This is a genomic window from Clostridium sp. DL-VIII (genome assembly GCF_000230835.1).
Taxonomy (GTDB): Bacteria; Bacillota; Clostridia; order Clostridiales; family Clostridiaceae; genus Clostridium.
The window spans coordinates 198756-220324 of the sequence record NZ_CM001240.1 but is presented as its reverse complement, the minus strand read 5'-3'; the positions used below and the strand labels follow the sequence as shown (position 1 = coordinate 220324).

At 28.3% G+C, this 21569-nt stretch carries 22 protein-coding genes; 17 read left to right on the top strand and 5 right to left on the bottom strand.

Translation table 11 applies throughout. From position 1 onward, the window contains the following. Positions 1-153: 153 nt before the first annotated feature. From CDLVIII_RS00980 to CDLVIII_RS00960, 5 genes are all read right to left on the bottom strand, one after another. Positions 154-1353 carry a S8 family serine peptidase gene (locus CDLVIII_RS00980; RefSeq protein ID WP_009167618.1) on the bottom strand — a complete coding sequence of 400 codons (1200 nt, stop codon included), beginning with the start codon at positions 1351-1353 and terminating at the stop codon, positions 154-156. 243 nt (positions 1354-1596) lie between these two features. Next, positions 1597-2412, bottom strand: coding sequence for an MBL fold metallo-hydrolase (locus CDLVIII_RS00975; RefSeq protein ID WP_009167617.1), 816 nt, complete (start codon positions 2410-2412; stop codon positions 1597-1599). A 17-nt stretch (positions 2413-2429) separates the two neighbouring features. Beyond that, positions 2430-2861, bottom strand: a complete 432-nt coding sequence (locus tag CDLVIII_RS00970; protein WP_009167616.1) for a DMT family transporter — start codon at positions 2859-2861, stop codon at positions 2430-2432. A 99-nt stretch (positions 2862-2960) separates the two neighbouring features. Further along, a complete protein-coding gene (locus CDLVIII_RS00965) occupies positions 2961-3437 on the bottom strand; it encodes a dUTP diphosphatase (RefSeq protein WP_009167615.1) in 477 nt (158 codons plus the stop codon). Positions 3438-3786: 349 nt separating this feature from the next. After that, positions 3787-4326, bottom strand: coding sequence for a hypothetical protein (locus CDLVIII_RS00960; protein WP_009167614.1), 540 nt, complete (start codon positions 4324-4326; stop codon positions 3787-3789). Between the two features lie 391 nt (positions 4327-4717). Between CDLVIII_RS00960 and CDLVIII_RS00955 the strand changes: the two genes are divergently transcribed. The 17 genes from CDLVIII_RS00955 (at position 4718) to CDLVIII_RS00880 (ending at position 21526) form a co-directional block, all read left to right on the top strand. Beyond that, a complete protein-coding gene (locus tag CDLVIII_RS00955; protein ID WP_009167613.1) occupies positions 4718-5986 on the top strand; it encodes a UDP-N-acetylglucosamine 1-carboxyvinyltransferase in 1269 nt (422 codons plus the stop codon). 25 nt (positions 5987-6011) lie between these two features. Beyond that, a complete protein-coding gene (locus CDLVIII_RS00950) occupies positions 6012-6803 on the top strand; it encodes an MBL fold metallo-hydrolase (protein WP_009167612.1) in 792 nt (263 codons plus the stop codon). A gap of 64 nt (positions 6804-6867) precedes the next feature. Beyond that, on the top strand, positions 6868-7371 hold the full coding sequence (locus tag CDLVIII_RS00945; protein WP_009167611.1) for an SEC-C metal-binding domain-containing protein: 504 nt from the start codon (positions 6868-6870) through the stop codon (positions 7369-7371). A 267-nt stretch (positions 7372-7638) separates the two neighbouring features. Then, positions 7639-9813 carry a methyl-accepting chemotaxis protein gene (locus CDLVIII_RS00940; protein WP_009167610.1) on the top strand — a complete coding sequence of 725 codons (2175 nt, stop codon included), beginning with the start codon at positions 7639-7641 and terminating at the stop codon, positions 9811-9813. 358 nt (positions 9814-10171) lie between these two features. Further along, positions 10172-11614 (top strand): MFS transporter, encoded by a 1443-nt coding sequence (locus CDLVIII_RS00935; RefSeq protein ID WP_009167609.1) that lies wholly within the window; start codon positions 10172-10174, stop codon positions 11612-11614. 159 nt (positions 11615-11773) lie between these two features. Continuing rightward, positions 11774-12823: an ROK family protein gene (locus tag CDLVIII_RS00930; protein WP_009167608.1), complete on the top strand. Its 1050-nt coding sequence runs from the start codon at positions 11774-11776 to the stop codon at positions 12821-12823. Between the two features lie 24 nt (positions 12824-12847). Beyond that, positions 12848-13468, top strand: coding sequence for an HAD family hydrolase (locus CDLVIII_RS00925; RefSeq protein WP_009167607.1), 621 nt, complete (start codon positions 12848-12850; stop codon positions 13466-13468). A gap of 271 nt (positions 13469-13739) precedes the next feature. Then, positions 13740-14219: a 23S rRNA (pseudouridine(1915)-N(3))-methyltransferase RlmH gene (gene rlmH / locus CDLVIII_RS00920; protein WP_009167606.1), complete on the top strand. Its 480-nt coding sequence runs from the start codon at positions 13740-13742 to the stop codon at positions 14217-14219. A 293-nt stretch (positions 14220-14512) separates the two neighbouring features. Next, positions 14513-15190, top strand: coding sequence for a hypothetical protein (locus CDLVIII_RS00915; RefSeq protein ID WP_009167605.1), 678 nt, complete (start codon positions 14513-14515; stop codon positions 15188-15190). A 12-nt stretch (positions 15191-15202) separates the two neighbouring features. Further along, positions 15203-16183: a hypothetical protein gene (locus CDLVIII_RS00910; RefSeq protein ID WP_009167604.1), complete on the top strand. Its 981-nt coding sequence runs from the start codon at positions 15203-15205 to the stop codon at positions 16181-16183. 22 nt (positions 16184-16205) lie between these two features. Next, complete coding sequence (locus tag CDLVIII_RS00905) at positions 16206-17300, top strand: hypothetical protein (RefSeq protein WP_009167603.1); 1095 nt, start codon at positions 16206-16208, stop codon at positions 17298-17300. A 248-nt stretch (positions 17301-17548) separates the two neighbouring features. Further along, complete coding sequence (locus CDLVIII_RS00900) at positions 17549-17911, top strand: hypothetical protein (RefSeq protein ID WP_242835941.1); 363 nt, start codon at positions 17549-17551, stop codon at positions 17909-17911. Then, on the top strand, positions 17895-18197 hold the full coding sequence (locus CDLVIII_RS00895) for a hypothetical protein (protein ID WP_009167601.1): 303 nt from the start codon (positions 17895-17897) through the stop codon (positions 18195-18197). Before CDLVIII_RS00900 ends, CDLVIII_RS00895 begins: the two co-directional genes overlap by 17 nt. Positions 18198-18802: 605 nt before the next feature. After that, a complete protein-coding gene (locus tag CDLVIII_RS00890; protein WP_242835812.1) occupies positions 18803-19129 on the top strand; it encodes a Mor transcription activator family protein in 327 nt (108 codons plus the stop codon). Positions 19130-19245: 116 nt separating this feature from the next. After that, complete coding sequence (locus tag CDLVIII_RS00885; RefSeq protein ID WP_009167599.1) at positions 19246-20082, top strand: cell wall-binding repeat-containing protein; 837 nt, start codon at positions 19246-19248, stop codon at positions 20080-20082. 488 nt (positions 20083-20570) lie between these two features. Continuing rightward, entirely contained in the window at positions 20571-20714 is a 144-nt protein-coding gene (locus CDLVIII_RS31000; protein ID WP_009167598.1) for a hypothetical protein, read from the top strand. A gap of 329 nt (positions 20715-21043) precedes the next feature. After that, positions 21044-21526 carry a hypothetical protein gene (locus tag CDLVIII_RS00880; RefSeq protein ID WP_009167597.1) on the top strand — a complete coding sequence of 161 codons (483 nt, stop codon included), beginning with the start codon at positions 21044-21046 and terminating at the stop codon, positions 21524-21526. Positions 21527-21569: the final 43 nt, after the last annotated feature.

The window sequence follows — 21569 nt, the reverse complement described above, 5'->3', positions numbered from 1 at the left end:
AAATAAAGAGCATGTCATACGTAGAATTTCAATATAAGTACATGCTCTTTGCATTCTAGTAATAATATGTTCTTTATAAATTAGTATTATATGAAATAAATACGTTAGTATTATGCGAAATAAATATATTATTTAATATTTAGACTTAGAAAGTTAATTCATAAGTTTGTTTATATTTACTGAGCCTTCACCCTGAGCAGCATTAGATATATCTTCAATAGGATCGCATGCAACTTTTAGTAAAGCAACCATATCCTTAAAAGTTATAGAAGGATTCTTTTCGCATTGAAGAGCACATAAGCCGCTAATATAAGCTGTGGCAATAGAGGAACCAGTAAAAGTTTTATATGGAACCTCTAACTTGCTTGGGTAGATCTTAACACCATCTTTCTCTGAAATATAGTTGTTATCAGAATTTAAAGAAACTACATTCACACAAGCAGCAGATAAATCAGGTTTTAATAACTTACCATAAGGTCCTGTAGAAGAATAGTTATACGGTTTTATTACAGAAGTAGTTGTGTTTAATCCTCCAACAGTAATGCAGCTTGAAAGTGTTGAAATTCCCATAATTAATGATTTATTATTTAAATTACTTCCACTTGGTACTATTGGAAGTAATCCTTTGGATATGGCATAGTTAAAGATTATATCAAAGCAAGAAATAATAAATGCATTATGTGTTAAAAGTTCAAAAGGTAAGCATAATATTTTTATATTATTGTCCTTGGATATATTAGATAAGCTTTCTATAGAGTATAGTATATCAGAAGCAAATCCTTTTCCAAGCTTATCAAATGCTTTATAGCAAAACAATTTACTCTTGTGGCATATTCCTTTATACATGTTATTTGAAGACAAACCACTGCCACATAAAATTCCAGCAATTGATGTGCCGTGACCATTGTCATCATAAGGATATCGAAAATTATTAATTAAATCTTCAAATAATTCTATTTTACTGCTAGGAGAAACTAAGTCTTGATGAGGAAATATACCACTATCTACTAGACCTATACCAATTCCTGCTCCTGATAAAGTGCTCTTATCAGAAAAATGAACTTTATTAGCAGTAGTAACACTCATGCCACATAAAAATAAGTATTCATCTAAGTAGATTTTTTTGATTTCAGGATATTCTGAAAGTCTATCTATAGCCTTAGAACTAAGTTCAGCACTTATAAGGTTAGCGGCTTCTATAACATGATGTACGGTGCCTTTATGTGAAACTATTTTTTTTGAAATTGAAGACTGAAAGTCTTTATACTGAATAAGTATCCGATAATTTTTGTAGGCATTTTTGGATATATAATACTTCAAATTATCATCTATTTTGTTAGTAAATGAAAACATATAGCTCTCCAAAATATTATTACTTCAATATATTATATGAAAAATAGATATTTTGTTAATATAAATTTAATAAAAATAGAAGTGATAAAAAGGAGAGTTAAAAATAGATGTGGAATCGAATTTACTTTTGGGGTTAAAAAATTTAATATAGCTTTTAAGAAATATGAATCAGAGTAAATTGAATTTATATAAGCTTGTCCTAATATTAACGATATTAAGCTGATATAAATTCAATTTATATGATTAAAAACTATAAGTTTCTCCTATATCTATAATTTTAATAGACTCATCATTTAAGTTTAAAAGTGATGTTCTAGTTTCAGTAAAGTCTTCAAGTGAAATTCTAAAAGTTTTATAATGAATAGGTATCATTATCGGGCAGATCATCATTTTAAACATTTCATAGCTCTGTTCTGGAGTACAATGCATGTACGAAAATCTATCAGGTTTATAACATCCTACAGGCATTAATGCTACATCACAGATAATACCTTTGAAATTATTTGTAAGAGCTGTATCACCTGCAAAAAATACACGCTTATTTTCTCTTTCAATTAAATAAGAAATACTTTCATTATCGTGTCCAAAATAAAAGCGTCTTCCATCATGATTAGCTTCGTAGGCAGTGATTTTTATAAAATCATCTTCATATACATCTCCAGGATGTAATAAAAATACTTTTGTGAAGCCTAATAATTTAGCAAGACGAACATATCCTTTTGGAACAATAATAATTGCATCCTTATTTAATTTTCTAAGTGATGAAAAATTCAAATGATCCATATGTCCATGGGATAACAGTATATAATCAACTCTTAAATTGTTTATGTATGATGGTCTTTTTGCTACTCTTTTAAAATAGCCTAATGAACTGGAAAATACAGGATCGGTTATGATGATTTTGTCAGATATATTAATAACTGTCGTAGCATGACCAAACCAGTTAACCGAGTTTTCTAAAATCTCATCAGATTTTATCTCAGCACTTTTTTTGAAATACTCTTTTATGTTATTTGCTGTTAAATGGAATAAAAAATTAATATTAGAAAAAAGATTCAAGATTTATCCTTCCTTTCTCAGTGATTCCATTTAAATATTACAATACCGGCAATCATAATGGCAATACCTAAAAAATGATTTGGGAGAAATCTAATCTTTTCGCTTCCAAATAGACCAAAAGCATCAATAATTGCTGCAGCAAGTAATTGAGATATTAATATAATACCGATACCTAGAGTAGGCCCCATTGAACTAACACTTTTCATTACAGTAAAAGTTATTACAACACCTAAAACACCGCCTAAAAAATAAAGTTTATTAGCTTCTTTTAAATGAGAGTAACCGCCACTGCCTTGAAAGAAAAAAACTACAAGACTAACAATAAGGGCAATGATTTGAACTAATAATGTAGTCTCCCATACCCCTATTTTTTCACCTAATCTTGTATTAAATACTCCTTGTACGCTCATAGCAATTCCAGAAATTATTGCACATATTATTCCAAACATAATACCACCTCAAAAGTAGTATTCCCTTATCTGTGCTAAATATTATATAAAATAAAAAATGTTATTATGTAAAGACATAATAAATTTAAATATGTCCGATTAAAGAATTACTAAATTATCTAAATCTTTAACAAATTGGCATTGAATTTGAGATTCTGAAAAACCTAATGTTAAACCTAGACTTAACAGGTCTTCAAATAAAGTTAAATAGTGATCCATTGATGGTGAGGCAATTAAATCATTAATATCAATATATAAATTTAAAAATTGATCACTTAAGCAATAATCATTAGGATTCATTGAAACTGCTATCAAATCTGTATACTTGTGATCGATTCCTAGTGTTAAAGCTTGAGAAATACAATTTATATACTTATTGAATATTTCAGTTATATTGACAGGAATAGTATCATTTAATAAATAATTAAAACAATTAGTTTCATTAGCTAAATCACCAATAGCTATTGCGAATTCTAAGTTTTTACGAACTTGTAACTTATGTAGATCTAGCTCTTCATTTATAAGTAAACTATCATTATATTTTTTTTGCATTTTAAATAGTGGCTGAATATTCATGTTCAATCCTCCTACATTTATTGTAATTAATCTTATTTTACAAAATCTTTAAAATAAAAGAAAGTTCGGAAAACGAATACAAAAAAATATTTTTAGAAAATTCATAATTTAAGGAATTATTTTAAAATGCAACTGGGTTTTATTTGAAATTAATCGCAAGTAATAAAAAACTGTCGCAAAAGATAAAAATAATATAATATATTGCTAATATACTAAATATAAAATCAATATATTATATTAAAAAATCATTACACGACAGTTATTTGAAAATTTAAGTATAATATGTATCTATGTAAAAAAATTACTTTAAGTAAGGTAATAAAATATTTACCAAGTAATAAAAATAGTGTTAGAAATCTTTTAAAAGATAAGATTTTAATGGTGTGTTTTTCTTTACAGTAGGTAGCTTCCATATTTCCACACTCTTAATTCTTAGTTTAATAAGGTTATTTGCATCATATATTTCAGGAAAATTTAATTTTACATCTTGTTTTTTATAGTCTTTTGGAACATATCCTAAGTTAGCAAGGGAAATAAAATTATCACCAAAAGATTTTACACTGAATCCATTGATCTCTAAAGTATCAAAAAGATTACGAGAAAGTCTTTTTATGTAACCCTTATCGTCTATTTTTAAGTTTATACTTTTAGTAGGCTCAAATAGGTATACTAAATCACTAGCATCGATTCTAAAACTCTTATAGGGAGAAATGATTTTATCAACAACAGGATATAATTTATCTAAGTTTGGATTTTCTATAGTTGATAATAAAACAAAAGGTGCAGGTGAATTTCTATTTGCCCTAAACTTCTTTGACATGTTTCTTTGTATTGGGGATATTACTTGATAGGTTTCCTCATCAAATAATGCAACTATATAGTACTTCATGATAAACCTCACAATCTCAATTATTGTATTACTAAAAATCTTAATAAATTATAACACAATACGCAAAATAAAAGAATACATAGAGGAATAAATAAAAATTAATAAGAATAATATTCATACTGATAATTACAAGTATTTTAACAAATATTTAAGCAAATTTTATATTATAAAAATTTATAGGTCAATAATTCCAGTTATGTCAATAAAAAATACACGAAAAATTATGATATACTTTTAAAAAAGTAGTGATACACTGAAAAAAGTATTTAAATAAATTTAGTTTATGATATAATGATTAAGTAGATTTTAATTATAAAATAGGTTAATAATGTAAACTATTATATACAAAAATTAGATGATATATATTTTTTAATGGATAGGGTGAATTCCAATGGAAAGATTAGTTATAAACGGCGGAAACTTGCTAAAAGGCAGCGTTGAGATAAACGGAGCTAAAAATGCAGCAGTAGCAATATTACCAGCAGCAATAATGGCAAGTGAAGGAAAATGCATAATTGATAACATACCAGATATAGAAGATGTACATTGCTTAGAAAGAATACTAAAAAGTTTAGGTTGCAATATAGTTAAGATAGATAATAATACTTTAGAGATAGATAGTACTAATGTTAATAATGTTGATGCATGCACAGATGATGCTAGAAGAATGAGAGCTTCATATTATTTTATAGGAGCTTTGCTCTCACGTTTTAAGAAGGCTAAGGTAGTTCTTCCAGGTGGATGTGCGATAGGTGTTAGGCCTATAGATCAACATATAAAAGGTTTTGAAGCTTTAGGTGCAGATGTAAAAATAGAACATGGAGCAGTTAATATTAAAGCTAAGAAATTAGTAGGTGCGAATATATTTTTTGATGTAGTTTCAGTAGGTGCAACTATAAATGTAATGATAGCTGCAACACTTGCAGAAGGAGTTACAGTACTAGAAAATGTAGCAAAAGAACCTCATGTTGTTGATGTAGCAAACTTCTTAAATTCAATGGGCGCAGATATAAAGGGCGCAGGAACAGATGTTATAAGAATTAAAGGCGTTGAGAAATTAAAGGGATGCTCATACAGCGTAATACCAGATCAAATAGAAGCTGGAACCTTTATGATAGCAGCAGTAGCAACACGTGGAGATGTTTATATAAAAAATGTCATTCCAAAGCACTTAGAGTCAATAACAGCTAAGCTTACAGAAATGGGAGCTGTAATTGAAGAAGGTGATGACTGTATTAGAGTCACTGTAAATTCTGAGCTTAAGGGAGTTAACATTAAAACGACTCCATATCCAGGGTTTCCAACTGATATTCAACAACCGATGTCAACACTATTAAGTATAGTACCAGGAAGAAGTTTAATTACTGAATCAATTTGGGAAAACAGACATAAACATATAGATGAATTAAAAAAGATGGGTGCTAATATAAAAGTTGAAGGCAGGGTGGCCATTATAGATGGCTCTCAAAGATTAACTGGAGCGGTAGTAAAAGCAACAGATTTAAGAGCTGGTGCAGCTATGGTTATAGCAGGCTTAGTTGCTGAAGGTATAACTGAAATAACTAGCATAGAACATATTGATAGGGGATATCCTCACATAGAAAATAAATTTAGAGCGTTAGGTGCGGATATTAAAAGAATAGAAGTTGATGAGCAATAAAAGTTCTATAAGGGGAGGATTCTAAATGGTATTTTGTTCTTTATATAGCGGCAGTAGCGGAAATAGTATGTTTGTTGCTTCAAATAAAGCCAAAATACTAATTGATGCAGGACTTCCGGGTAAAAAAATAGATATGGCATTGCAAGAGATTAATGAAGATCCAAGAGAATTAAATGGGATTTTTATAACTCATGAACATAGTGATCATATTAAAGGAATAGGAGTATTATCTAGAAAATATGACATTCCTATATATGCAAATGCAGATACTTGGTCAGCTATGGAAAATTCAATTGGAAAAGTAAAAGAACACAATATAAAAATAATTGACAAAAGATCAGTTACAGAGTTAAATGATATGAGTATTAAAGCATTCAATATCCCACATGATGCAGCGGCACCTATGGGATATACAGTGAGCTGCGGTAATAAGAGCGTAAGTATAGCAACAGATTTTGGGACTTTTACAAGGGAAATTTATGATAATATAAAAGAATCAGAGGTTATACTTCTTGAGAGTAACCATGATGTTAATATGCTTAAGTTTGGACCATATCCATATCAATTAAAAAGAAGAATTCTTAGTGAAATAGGGCATTTGTCCAATGATGATTGTGGAAGTGCTATTGTTGAACTATATAAGTGTTTCACTAATAAAAAGATTATATTGGGACACTTAAGTAATACCAATAATCATCCTGATTTGGCGTATCAAACTGTTTTGAATGTATTAAATCAAAATGGAATTAAGCAGAAGGAAGACATAATATTAACTATGGCAAATAGACACAATCCAAGTAGTTATATAGAAATTTGATTTATTTCAGGTTATAATTTATAAATATTATATATAAAAATGAAGATTTAAGGGAGGACTTAAAATGAGTTTATATACAGATTGGACTGACATGGTTGTTGACTATGTTAAAACTAAAGGAGAAAATGCTTTTTGGGCAGAATATAGTAAATTAGAAAAATCAATATATAAAGATATATTAGCAAGCCATAAGGATGCTAAAAAGACTACTATTAATAAGTTAGCAAGTGAATATGATTCTACAGTAGAATTCGCTATGGGATTCATGGATGGAATAAATGATAGTTTAAAGAGCCAATATGATCTTGAATCTATTGATGCTGATACAGAATTAACATTAGATGTGAACTTAGACAAATTATATTTTAATATGCTAGACGCTAAAGCAGAATATTTATATACATTACCACAATGGGATGGAATATTCTCAGCAGAAAAAAGAAATGAAATACAAAAAGAATATAGAGAATCTAAAATTGTAAGAAACCTAGATAAGGTTGGAAGAAATGATCTATGCCCATGTGGAAGTGGAAAGAAATATAAGAAATGCTGTGGAAAAGAAAAATAGAATTTACTAATCAAAATCAAGTAAATATCTAGTAAGTAAAAAGCCTTATTTTAGATAAGGCTTTTTCTTTTTTTAAAATTTATGAAAAATAACAATTCACAAATAAGAATATAGTGGTATAATTATGCTATAAAATCAAAAATAAGAAAAAGTTGATAATTAATGCTACGGTAGCACAAATATAGATTTCAGAAATCTTTATTTGTGCTTTTCTTTTTATAAGTATTAAGGAATAAGTAAGCAATAATATTTCTGGGGGGATTAGTTATGAATCTAAAACTTAAGTATTTATTAAATAGGGATTTAAAAGAACATTCAGAAAAAGTTTTTGAAGGTATATCAAATGGAAGAAAAAAAGCCTTAGATAATTGGTTTAATGATAAATGGGCACAATTAGAAAATATTAAAAATTCACTTATAGCTTTAGAAGATAATGATGAAATTGTCTATAGTTACTTAGAGGAAACTGTAAAAAAGCATGAAGATTTCTGTGAAATATTTGTCTTAGATGAAAAAGGAATAGTATCAGTTTCTTCTTGCAAAAAGCATATTGGATTAGATATGAGTGATCTACCTAATTTAAAAGCTGGATTAGAAGGCAGGCCACTAATGTATGGTCCATACATAGATAAAAGGACTTTGGACACAGACATAAGCAGCAAGAAGTTTGCTGATGATGTTACATTAATGTTCTCTAGTAAATGCAAAAACCATAATGGTGAAGTCAGAGTATTATGCTGCAGAACATTAAATGATGATATGAGCAATGTAATTCAAGATGAGGATACACACATATACAAAGACTCCGGAGATAATTATCTATTTATGGTTAAGTCAAATAGAGGAATTAAACCAGGAACGGCTATTTCGAGAAGTAGATTTGAAGACAACACTTTTACTTTAGGAGAAAATCTTAAAGAGGGAGTTAAAACTAAAAAGTGGGGAGTAGTTCAAATTAAAGAACATACAGAGTTTGAAATTATGTTTACTGATCCAGCAACTAATGATTTACACCAGGGAGTGGCTAACACCATAAGAAATGGAGAGAATTTAGATTGTTGGCCTGGATATCCTGATTATAGGCATATAATGGTTGGTGGTAAGGGAACATTAATAACACCTCCTAACTGTGATGAAGTTTGGGGGATGATGTGTGAGGGAGATATAGCAGAAATATATAATTTTCAAAGTATTAATCTTAAAATGCCAATGGCAGTGTCAATCATGTCCGCAGTTTTACTAATAATAGATAACATAACAATGAGATTTGCGCCGAGTGCAAGTATAATAACAAATTTAGCAATATGGATTATATTATCTTTATTTACTTTAGTAATTTCTAAAAAGATGATTTCATCACCTTTAAGCAGGACGACAAACATATTGCAGGATATTGCGGAAGGTGAAGGTAACTTAACAAAAAGAGTTCAAAAGATGTCATCAGATGAAATTGGTGAGTTATCAAGATGGTTTAATAAATTTATTAACAATCAAGCTAGTATGCTAGACAGAGTAAAAAAATCAGCCAAAACTACAAAGACTTCTGTAAATACTGTTTCAAGAATAACAGGTGATGTTAAAGAAGGAATGGGAGTGATTGAAAATACGGTTGTGAGTTTACTAGAAAATTCTAAGGAGCATAATACAGTATTTCAAAATACAAAAAATAAATTCTCTGAAATTACAGCATCAATTCAAGAGATGGAGAGTCTTATTTTAGAAGTTTCAGGAATCATTGAAGGAACAAATGAGAATGCATCAACAGCTCAAAATGCATCAAAAGAAGTGTTAAATAACATGCAGGATTTAGAAAGTACAATAGGTAAGGCTGTAGACTCTATTACTACATTACAGGAATATTCAAAGGAGATAAGTGAAGTCATTAGTGTAATAAGTAATATAAGTAAACAAACTCAGCTTTTAGCTTTGAATGCATCAATTGAAGCTGCTAGAGCTGGGGAGAATGGGAAAGGATTTTCAGTAGTTGCAGAGGAAATATCTAAATTAGCACTTGAAACTGAAGATGCGACGAAATCAATAAGCAATGTTATTAAGCAGGTTCAAGAACAAACACAAGCTACTTATAAGTATGCAGGGGATATAAATAATCAAGTAAACACATCAACAGGAAGCGTAAAAAATTCTATGTCATCTTTTGATCAAATAAATAGTGATATAAACATAATTGCTGATGCTATGCAGTCCATTACTCAAATAACTTCAACTCAAAGTCAAAATATTGGAGATGTTATGAGCAGTGTTAGCACTATGGCTGACAAGGTAGAGCAATCTACTGAAAATAGTTCAAATAAGAGTGAAGAATCACTAACAATGGTTAAAAAAATATTATTAGAAATAAGACAATTAAAATATGCAACTGAAGTTTTAGAATATTCATCAGATAATTTAAATGAAATGGTTGGATCATTTAAGTTAAAGTAGAATTGAAAAATGCAGTAAAGATAAATTGTTAAAAGAAAAGATACTCTCTATGCACTAACGATGCATTTGAGAGTATTTTTTATGAGTTTTAGTTTAATATAGAATTATACACAGCTGATATAGATTTTATTCAGAAAATAAGGATAAAATGTGGATAAGTTGAGAATAAAAAGTATATCTGTGGATAATATTTTATTAGTCGACGAATTATTACATTATTTGAGCAAATAATAAAAGTATATTATAATCATATACAGCTGCAATTGTAACTATGTATTTCATTTTGGTTAGTGCAGTCTAAATAAGTTATGTTTCTTATTTATATGAAAAATCTAATTTATACGAAAGGATAAAATATATGGAGAATGTAGATAACAAAATACATGATAAGAGATGGATAATATTATTTACTACTGTGCTTCTGACATTTATGGCTACTCTTGATGGAAGTATAGTAAATGTAGCATTGCCAGTTATGGCAGATAAGCTTTCAGTAAGTATGGCATCAATTCAATGGGTAGTCACCAGCTATTTAATAGTTATTGTAGGAACTATTCTTATATTTGGAAGATTGGCTGATATTAAGGGAAAAACTACAATTTTTAAGTTAGGAATTATAATTTTTACATTTGGATCTTTTTTATGCGGATTTACAGATTCATTAGTAATATTAGTTTTTGCAAGATGCTTACAAGCAATAGGTGCTGCGGGAACTATGTCTACCAGTCAAGGAATAATAACACATGTGTTTCCAAAGAATGAACGAGGTAGAGCCTTAGGGATAAATGGAACCTTTGTTGCGTTAGGAGCTATGGTAGGGCCGCCAATAGGAGGTATAATAGTTTCTGTTTTAAGCTGGCAATATATCTTTTTGATTAATGTACCAATAGGTATTTTATCGTTTATTCTAGCTATTAGGACACATCCTAAAAATAATACTTCAGAATCAAGTGAAAAGCTAGATGTATTAGGAGCTGTTTTATTTGGCTTAACTATGATATTACTATTTGGAGCATTAACTTTAGGAAATGACATTGGGTATGATAATATAGGAATTATAATTTCACTTATAGTTTCAATTGTATTATTTATTATATTTATAAAGGTTGAGCGAAAGGTTCCAGCTCCATTATTAAAGCTAGATATATTTAGCAACTCATTATTTTCACTTAGTATATTCTGTGCATTTATTTCTTTTGTAGCGATAAGTTGTGCAAACATTATATTACCATTCTATTTAGAATACGTGATGAAATTGTCACCTTCAATAACTGGATTTTTAATGATGGTGTCTCCAATAATATTATCAGTTGTATCACCTTTAAGTGGATATATGTCTGATAGGGTGGGTTCAGAAGTTTTAACATTTGTAGGTCTTATAGGAACTAGTTTAGGTTTGTTTTTGATGGGATTCTTGAATGAATACTCTCATATAGGAGAGTTAGTTGTATTTATAGCAATAATGACTATTGGAAATGGAATGTTTCAATCTCCAAATAATTCACTAGTAATGTCTACAGTTGATAAGAAAAACCTAGGAATTGCTGGGGGAGTAAATGCATTGGTAAGAAACCTTGGAATGGTTTTTGGAATATCATTTTCAACTACTCTTTTGTATAATCGAATGAGCAGTAAAATTGGATATCATGTTGCTGGATACATAGAAGGAAGAAATGACGTTTTTGTCTATGGAATGTATTGTGTATATATTGCAGCAGCCGTTATATGTGCAATAGGAGCAATGCTTACAGCATATAGATTATATGGAATTAAGTCTAAAAGAAAAGTTAAAACAGCATAATAGAAAAAGTGTTCATATTGGTTAAGAAAAAAGCTTACCAGTAGGAGCACTTTTTCTATTCATAAAGTAGTTGTTTTTTTCTAGTAGATATACTATACTTATATCAGATACTTTTAAAAGTATCCGTTATAAGTATAAAATTAATTAAAGGTGTTAAATATGAATGATTTATCAGGAAAACCGCAGATTATGAAAAAGGTAAATAATGCATTAATTAAACGTGTATTAAAAGATAAAGGTTCTGCAACTAAGGCAGAAATATCTAACAGCACAGGAATTAGTGCAACTACAGTGAGAACACTTATAGAAGAATTACTAAAAGATAGAGAAATAGTTAGATTAGGTTTTGATAACTCTAGTGGAGGAAGAAGAGCTGAAAGGTATGCGCTTAATTTAAAAGAAAATCTATTGCTATCATTTTATATTGAAGAAGATACGATTCATTATGCCATAGCTAATCCATTAGGAGATATTATTAAAAAAAATGCAGCAAGACTTGAAAGAAAAGAATATAAAAATTCCTTAGATAAATTTATAAATAATGTTACTGAAAGCTATAAGATTGGAGTTATAGGAATAGGAGTACCAGGAGTAGTTGATAAGGGGAATTATTTCTCGGGAAATAAACTTGATAATTGGGAAAAAATTGATATAGGAAACTATATTGAAGAAAAATTTAAAATTCCAGTTATACTTGAGAATGATTTAAATGCTATAGCTCTTGGATTTAGTTTAAATTATATAAATAGAATTAAAACTATAGACATGAGTGGATTGAATCTCATATATGTTCATTTTTCTAAGTTTGGTGTAGGTGCTGGAATAATCGCAAATGGCAACCTTATACGAGGAGAAAATAATTTTGCGGGTGAATTAGGATTTATGCCAATAGGAAAAGAAGGATATTTGTTAAATGTAGTAAACAATGATCTAGAAGATAAAGAATATGCAGATGTGGTTGGAAGAGTTATAGCAATTTTAAATTGCATTATAAATCCAGCATTTATTGTAGTCGGAGGAGATGCTTTAAAAAGAAATCTCATAGATGAAATAAATGAAGCAAGTGAAAATTATGCTGCAAATAATATAATTCCTAAGGTAATAGTATCTGAAGATAGCAGCAAAGATTATTTAGATGGAATGTTGTATTTAACAAGTGAATTTATGAATGCAGGAATAAAGCTTGTTAAAAATGGAACTTCAATATAATATTTATGGCTGAGGAGAAAAAGCATGATTAAGTGGATTGTTTTTGATGTAGATGGAACCTTAATAGAAACAGCTTTGTCAAATATTCTAGGGCTCCAAGAAACTATGATGGATTTGTATGGTCAGAAATATTCGAAAGAAGAACTTAGGAGGTTAATGGGGATACCTGGAGATGAAGCTTTAAGAAAGATTGGAGTAAAGGACGATAAGATTATAAGTACATGGAGACAGTGGAGTGATAATGTAAAGAAATATTCTAATTATAATTATTTCTTTGATGGAATAAAGGAAATGTTATTAGAATTAGAAAAAAATTATTGCCTTGGTATAGTAACATCTAAGACTTATAGTCAATTAAAAGAAGATTTACAAGAGAGTTCTTTATTAGAAAGTTTTAAAGCATTTATATGTAAGGAAGATACGGAAAAACATAAACCAAACCCAGAACCATTAATAAAGTTTATGAATAATAACGGCATTAATAGGGAAGAAATTATATATATAGGAGATGCTTTAGTGGATTATGAAGCAGCGTGTGCGGCAGGAATAAAATTTGCACATTGCAGATATTCAGAGAAAACAGATAACATTAATTGCGAAATCATATTTAGTAAACCAATTGAAATTGTGAAGTATTTTACATAGCAGATTATTATGAGCTTATTAAGGCGTGGTAGTACGACTAGCGTAACTTAAGGCTTTTTAATAATAGGAGTACTATATCATAAACTTTGAATAGTACTCCTTTTATTTTAAGGTATAATATAGGTAAATAATCAAAAAGTAAATTTATACATTATGTAAAGACTTATACATACAGAATTTTGTTTAATTAATATGTTAAATTGAATAGCTATAATGAAATGATATTCTTAGTTTATAAGTTAATGATATGTAAGTAACTAAAGGAGAAAAAATGAATATAACCATTATTACAGTTGGAAAATTGAAAGAGAAATACTTAAAAGAAGCTATAGAAGAGTACTCGAAAAGATTAGGAAGATATTGCAAGTTAGAGATAATAGAATTGGCAGATGAAAAAACACCAGATAATGCTTCAGAAAAAGAAGAAGAGGCAATTAAGGAAAAAGAAGGACAAGGAATTCTTAGTAAGATAAAGGACAACATGTTTGTAATAGCAATGGATTTGAAAGGAAAACAATTAACATCAGAAGAATTCGCAAACTACATAGAAAATCTAGGGGTGATGGGTGATTCAAACATAGCCTTTATAATAGGCGGAAGCCTTGGAATTTCAAAAAGTGTCTTGGCTAGAGCAAATTATAAGTTATGCTTTTCGAAGATGACATTTCCACATCAGCTCTTTAGAGTCATGTTATTAGAACAAATCTATCGAGGGTTTAGAATAATGAAGGGTGAACCATATCATAAATAAATGCGAAACTTACTAAAATTGGATATACAATTAATAGAATTGACTTACCATATTAAAATAAGCATGGTAAGTTTTTCTTGTTATGTATATAATATAGTTGGGTAGTGTAGAAGAATTAAATTTAAGAGCAATAAGCGAGCGTTAATAATATAAAGGGTAAAGACGGATATTAGATGGAATGTATAATATGGTTTGGGAATTAGAATGGATTATTAATAAAACAGACCTATTATGAAATTAAATTAAAGTAATAGATATTATTTTATAAAATTAAGTTATATGGAGGGGTGATTATGGCTACAAATAGTTTGCAATTTTTGAAATTTGAATTAGAAAAAAATATGTCTGTAGAGGAATTAGAAAATAAAATATTGACAGAAAACAGTGAAGATGATGACAAATTTATTATTAACGAAGATTGTAATAATATGTTAGATGGATATTATATTACATATTATAATTCGAAAGATATTTTTTATAATAGCGATACTAATTCATTAGAAACTGTAATAGTAAAAAGAAATTTAATAATTCCATTTTGTATTGACTTAAATAATAAAATACTTGATGTATGGGGAAGCAAAACTAATGCAAATAAATTAGTGGTTAAATTAGGTATATTGTTAAATCACAAAGTTACGATAGATGCTATAATAATTAATCTTGAAAATATAGTAACTAAATTAAAAAACAAGAACGTAAAAATAGGAAACGTAAAAATTGATAATTATCAGATAGAAAAAGGAATTATTGCTAACTGTATTTTTGATTTAAAAAATCATAATAATCAGCTTGAAATAATAAAAAAATATACTAAGAATCTAGTGAAACTTTCTTTGATTTTATCAAATGAGGAAGATGAAGCACTTACTATTATAATTAATAATAATGGAAGTGTAGTAATATATAAAGCAAAAGAAGACATTTCGTTTGAAATATTGGAAGTGATTCGAGATATTTGCGTCAGATAAGGAGGAATAGTAATGGGAGAAGAGGCAAAAAAGATAGGTGATAAATTAGAAGGATTTGGGGAAAAGTTATTTGAACGTTTTGGATGGGGAGAATTAACAAGAGATGAGCAAATAAAGTGTAATAAATCAACTCATAAAAATGAAAATAATGGTAAAAAAGAAACTCATGGTGTGGATATATTTCATAAGTATTATGACCCATATAAAAATCAAAATATAGGGATAATTACTGAATGTAAAAATTATCAATGGCAATCAATAAATCAATCAAGTATTCAGAAATGGTTTAATCAATTATTAGATACTATTGAATGTAGTCAAATTAACGAAAGTATTGGTGAATATACAAATCAATGTGACGGAGTAAATACAGGAATATTATTAATACATACGAATGATGGAAAGTATAATGAAGAAGAATTTAGAAAATATTTAAATCAGTTAAAGTATCCTTCCAAGAAATGTACTACTAATATATTTATAGCAAGTAATAAGGAAATTGAAAAATGGGATTCGATGTTTGAATACATAGAAAAAAAATTTAGCAATGAGAAAGATAAATTTGGATTTTATTATCCTAGTATTTTACAATCAAATCTTGAGAAATTTCCACATATAACATTGACACAATTATATTCAAGTTATATTTTTGCGGATAATGAAACTACTAAAGTATCAACTTCAGATGATGGAGAAACAGTGACAAAGACTATTCATCAAAAAATTATATTTTCATTTGATAAAATAGGTGATAACTCTTTTAAATATCTTCTTAGTATGTTTAGAGAATTACAACTTCAAAGTGCTAATGAATATATTTTTTGTTTTTATCCTGAATCAAAGGAAGATGTAGAGCAGATTAAGGTAAAATTTAAAATGTATGTAGAGACAGAATTTAATAATAATAAATCAGAAAAGTCAAAAGTAAATATGAATAAAGTGAAAATAAATATATTAGACAATAGACGATTAAGTCCAGTAGATACTAAATAAGTACTAAGGAGGATTCTAAATAATGGTTGAGAAATTTACTCAAAATAGTGATGTTAAATTAATTGTTGAAGAAAAACAAATAATGCCTTCACAATTTAAGAGATTTTTGGGGAGAAAGGGTATATTTTCATTAGTGAGAAATGCAGAAGAATTATCAAATCAAATATACCCATTCTTTTTTGGAAGCGACGATATTACTTATATTCAACAGTTAATGCAGACTACTGCTAATTATAAAAAATCTTCAATTATAACGTTAATTCCTAAGAATAAAGAAATTTTATCAGAAAATTTTATTGATTCAATTAATGAAGAAATTCAAAATTATAAAATAAAAAATGAAAAATATAAAGTTGAGAATATTTATAAAGATAATGAAGGAAATCTTCATTTTAAGATGATTTATGCCAAAAAAGTAAAAGGTAATATTGAGCTTATAAAAGATAAAATTAAAGAAGTAGGAGTTAAGATTTCAAAAACAAACGATGATACTAATAAATTGATAATAGATATTAGACAAAATGATACTTCTGATTTAAAAGAATTTGACTTATTTATATCTCAAATAAATATAGCAGAAGATGATTTGAAATTATTTGATATAGAATATATAACATTAGATAAACTTACAAAAGAAAATAAAATCAAATTTTATGATAAAATAATTGCTCATAAGTACAATGGGTGGAAGTTTATAGATGTTAAAAGTGTGAGTGTTTGTAAAGGGGAAGATTTAGAAAAAGAAGAACTAGATAATGACGATGATGAAGAAGATGGAAGCTCAGATGTTATATCAGTTGATGAACTTGCAGGAATAAGAACAGCTGTATTACAAGGAAATAGCATTAGAGATAGTGGAATTGTAAAGAGGTTTGAAAAAGAAAACTTCTATTTTACTTCAATGAGTTTAAAATATCTTATACAATCAACATTAGAAGCTTTTATTATTGATATAAACTTTAAAGGGACTAATAATATAAAAATTGATATTATAAAAACTTATGGTGAAGATGAGAAGGGAAATGAAATATTAGCTATATTGCCATCTCGGCAACAGGAAGAGATTATATTAAAATTTCAAAAAGAAGTATGTAATATTTATGAGAGTCTTCTTTAATTTTGTGCTTACATATGAAGAGGTAATAAGATACACAAAAGAAAGTAGTTGAATGATAAATAATGAGTAGACTTAATACGTTAATTAATGCAGAAATTATTGATACTTAACTATATAGGAGTTTATTGGATTAAATATTAAAGATAAATATATATTATATAAGTGAATAATAAAATCAAAAGGAATACTTAGAGCAATACTTTGGGTATTCCTTTTTCTATTTTGAGGAGGTAATAAAATTGATAAAAGTGTATAAAAAAGAGCAACTAGAGGAAATAAAAGAAAAATACTCAAAGGAAGTACTGAAAGAAGCAGGAGAAATAGTAGGACTTCTAGATGAAAATTATGGAGTTTACAGGGAAATAGACAAAGACCTAGGAGGGTATATCACAATATTGGAATCAAAAGAAGATGTTGCAGAAATAAAAGCTAATAGTATAAAAGGACTACGTTCAGAGTATACAGATATTATAAAGAGTGATGATGGTATTGATTACTATTCATCACTTTTTCTATTATCCGATGATTATTCAATTGTAGTGTTTTCAACTAAGGAGCTTCACGAAATTCTATTAGAAAGGAGTTGTAATTGGAATGGCAAAGCAGACTGAAACTAAAATAATAAAGGAAACGAGCTATTGCAAAATATATAATAAAGTAAGCATAGAAGATGATGAATACAATAGCTGTATTGAGAGAATTTGTGTAAAAAGTAAGAATAGAGAAGAAATAAGATTTGCACTTTATCGAAGCGATGACAGGTATATTCCCCGTAGCCTTGATCTTAGTGAGATACAGCTACTAGAGCTTTTACGACTTGCGATAAAAGAGAAGGTGTTTTCAGATGAATTCATTGATATGTTAAAACAAGAATTGAACAATAACAAAAAATCCTAATTGCTAAATTAATAGTAATTAGGATTTTTCTATGTAGAGTTTATTGATAGGGTAAATTCTACAAAGTTTATTTTACTATAAAACAATATCCAGATGTAATAGAAAGTCCATAATAATAAATAATATTTTGTAAAAGCCCCGGAAGAAAAAAATAACGGGGCGGAATCCCCCGCTTGTAAACCTAATAATATCAACAAATCCCCCGTAAACCCCGAATCCCCGGTAAAAATAATAGTTCCTATAAGGGCTTTTTTGTTTTTGTAAATCTAAAATAAAGAAATAGTAGCATAAAAATCTAGCGGGGAATGTAAAAATGCAACCGGGGAGAATGGGAAACAGCAATAAAATGCAAAATGAGAAGATACGATGGACAAAAAAGAGCTAGCAAAGAGAATCAATATAGAGCATGAGCAGGAAGTTTCTCCGTACAAGGAGTAATACAAGCTACAGCTAAGCCATGTCTCTATTGAGCATGATATAAAAATATATGTAATTGACAGTATAGATTACAGCACAATGATTTTGGCAGAAGAATACTAAGATTTAATGGATAAGTTTGTGTAAAAAATGCAATAAAAATATAGTTTGGAATTTTACAAGGAAGAATGCACATGATTAATCAAAATAGACTCGTTATTATTAGATTAGAAACAGCGAGAGGGGGAATAAAAATAAGAAAACGAGCTATAGACACTAGCGATTTCAATGGAATCTATGAAGAAATGGTTCAGATATTAGGAATTGAAACCGTAAGAAAGATAAACAAGTATTACAAAGGACAACAGATAACTTTCCCTATAAGGCTGTATTCTAGGAAGTATATTTTAAAAAGACTAGAAGAATATGATGGTAGAAATCTAAAAGCACTATCTAGGGAGCTTGGATATTCAGAGAGATGGCTTAGGCACTTGATAAATACTGAATGTAAATAAAAATATCTACAAGGACAGAATATGTCCAAGCTATCAAACTACAATATAATTATCAATTAACTTTCAAAAGAGAAAGTGTTGAAATACAAAAAGATATTATGGAGGGGATAATAGTAATGAAAAAACTAAACTTAAAAAAGATAATAGCAATGGGATTAATAACAACAAGTATTCTAGGAGTAACTTCGATAGGAGCTAGTGCTGTTTACAAACTATCTGAGAATTGGAAACAGGATAGTACAGGGTGGTGGTATACAGAAGGAAATTCCTATGCTACGGGCTGGAGAAAAATAAATAATATTTGGTATTACTTTGATAATACTGGTTACATGAAAACTGGATGGTTACAAGATAGTGGTAAGTGGTATTATCTTGATTCTAATGGAGAAATGGCTACAACAACAACGATAATTGGTGGTGATATGGTTATATTTGGTGGTGATGGTGTTTGGAAGGGGTATGCTAAATCATCATTGACTAATGCACCTGATACTTCTTATACATTTGATATGGCTAAAGATATAGTAAATAAAAACCCTGGTTTTCCTATGGGAGGAAGTCTAGAATATGAAGTGACACAAGGAGGTTATAATGGTCGTCCAAAAGAAGATAAAGTATACACATTTGAAATAGGTGGAAAATACTATTCATATAGAATAGTAGGAGCAATTGATAAACATACTGGAAACTATGTAGGGTCTGCGTATGTATTTGAATCTGGTTTTATATTAGGTGTAAGTGATAATGTATTATTAGGTACTCAAACTAAGTTTGATGAAACAACATTCGATATTAGCAATGTTTTACAAACTACCAATACACAAACAACAGCTACAACTAAAACACAAGAACAACTAGACCAAGAAGAAATGGATAGAATGTCCAATCCAGAATATAGAAAAGGTCATATAGATGAATATAACAGGTTAATGGCTAAATATAATAATAAATAAAAATGTAAATTAGGTTTGGAGAATATATGTAGATAATAAAAGACAAACTATCTTAAACGTATTTATTATACTAGAATAGATTTGCTTTAGTAGGTAATAAATATTTTTTGAAAAATAAAATTTTAGATAACAATTCATTAGTTGGATGGAAAACATAAATACATTAAGAACCCAAATCAGGGGGAAAGGGGGTAAAATGATAGATAGATTAAATTAATACTTATAATAAATAGTATTATAGGTTAAATTACAATATAAATATATATTGATTAAATAATATAAAGATATAAGATTAGGTTGATAATTTCAACTAAAAATCTTATATCTTCATTTTTTATAAGAGAAAAGTATTTTAGATAAGCACATCAAGAATAATAGAAAATGTTAATGTAAAATTAAATATATATTATATAAATAAAAGAACTCTTTAGGATAAATCTTAAAGGGTTCTTTTGCATTAAGAAAATATATCAATAGGAGCTGAAAAGATGAAGAATATAGTTATAATAATACAGATAGCAATTTTAATTTTAGATTTGATTAAAAGCGGACTTTCAGAAAATGAGATTATAGGAACTGTAATGGATATGTTTGAAGGAGTAACAGAGGAGTTTGTAAGAAAATTCCTATAAGATATAAGAAAAGATAGGATTCCTATCTTTTTTTGATTAAAATTTCAAAAATGGAGCATTTTAAAGTAAATGAGAGCTATGGAGGAAAGGTTAATTTGGCTGATGCACCTTTTTTCGATTGGTCAGCAATGGAAAAAAATTATCAAGATTTTTGTGTAAACATTTACTAGAATTTTTAGATTTTAATTATTTGCTGTAACCGCATCTCACGGTGTGTAGAGTAAATTTACAAAGAATGAGTTATATGAGATAAATATATTACCGGTGAACAGTAATGAATAAAAAGTGAAAGACGTCTTTCCTAAATTAATTTTTTAGGAGGTACTAATGTGGTTAAAAAAGTAAATAGAGTAAAAGGACCAACACCAATAATTAGTGAGCAAACAGCTATTGTATTAAAAAAAGTTGTTAGTAATTTAGAAAATGGTGTAGGAAAAGCAAAAATAATAAGTTTTGAAGGTACCACACCAGTAAATACAGCAACAGGTACCATACCGAGAGCAAAAGTGGGTTTTGAAATTTATATGAATAATGGAACATTAAAAACATTATTAAATAATTTTCTATTAATAAATCATCCCAATCAGCAAATTTATAAACTATTTATTACAGCTGTAGGTAGAATTGATAATGTTACTCCAAAAGACGTAATTGGTAAGGAAGTTGGAATTGAAATTAAAAATGTTACAACAGATGCAGGAACATTTTCTAATATCGTAGATATTTTTAGTGTTGATGAATTAGAGGATGGCTGTAATGATACTGTTGAACTTCAAAATGTAGATAATAGCATTGAAGAATATGAGTATTAGAAATATGACTTAGGAAGGTGATATAGCCTTTCTAGGTTATATC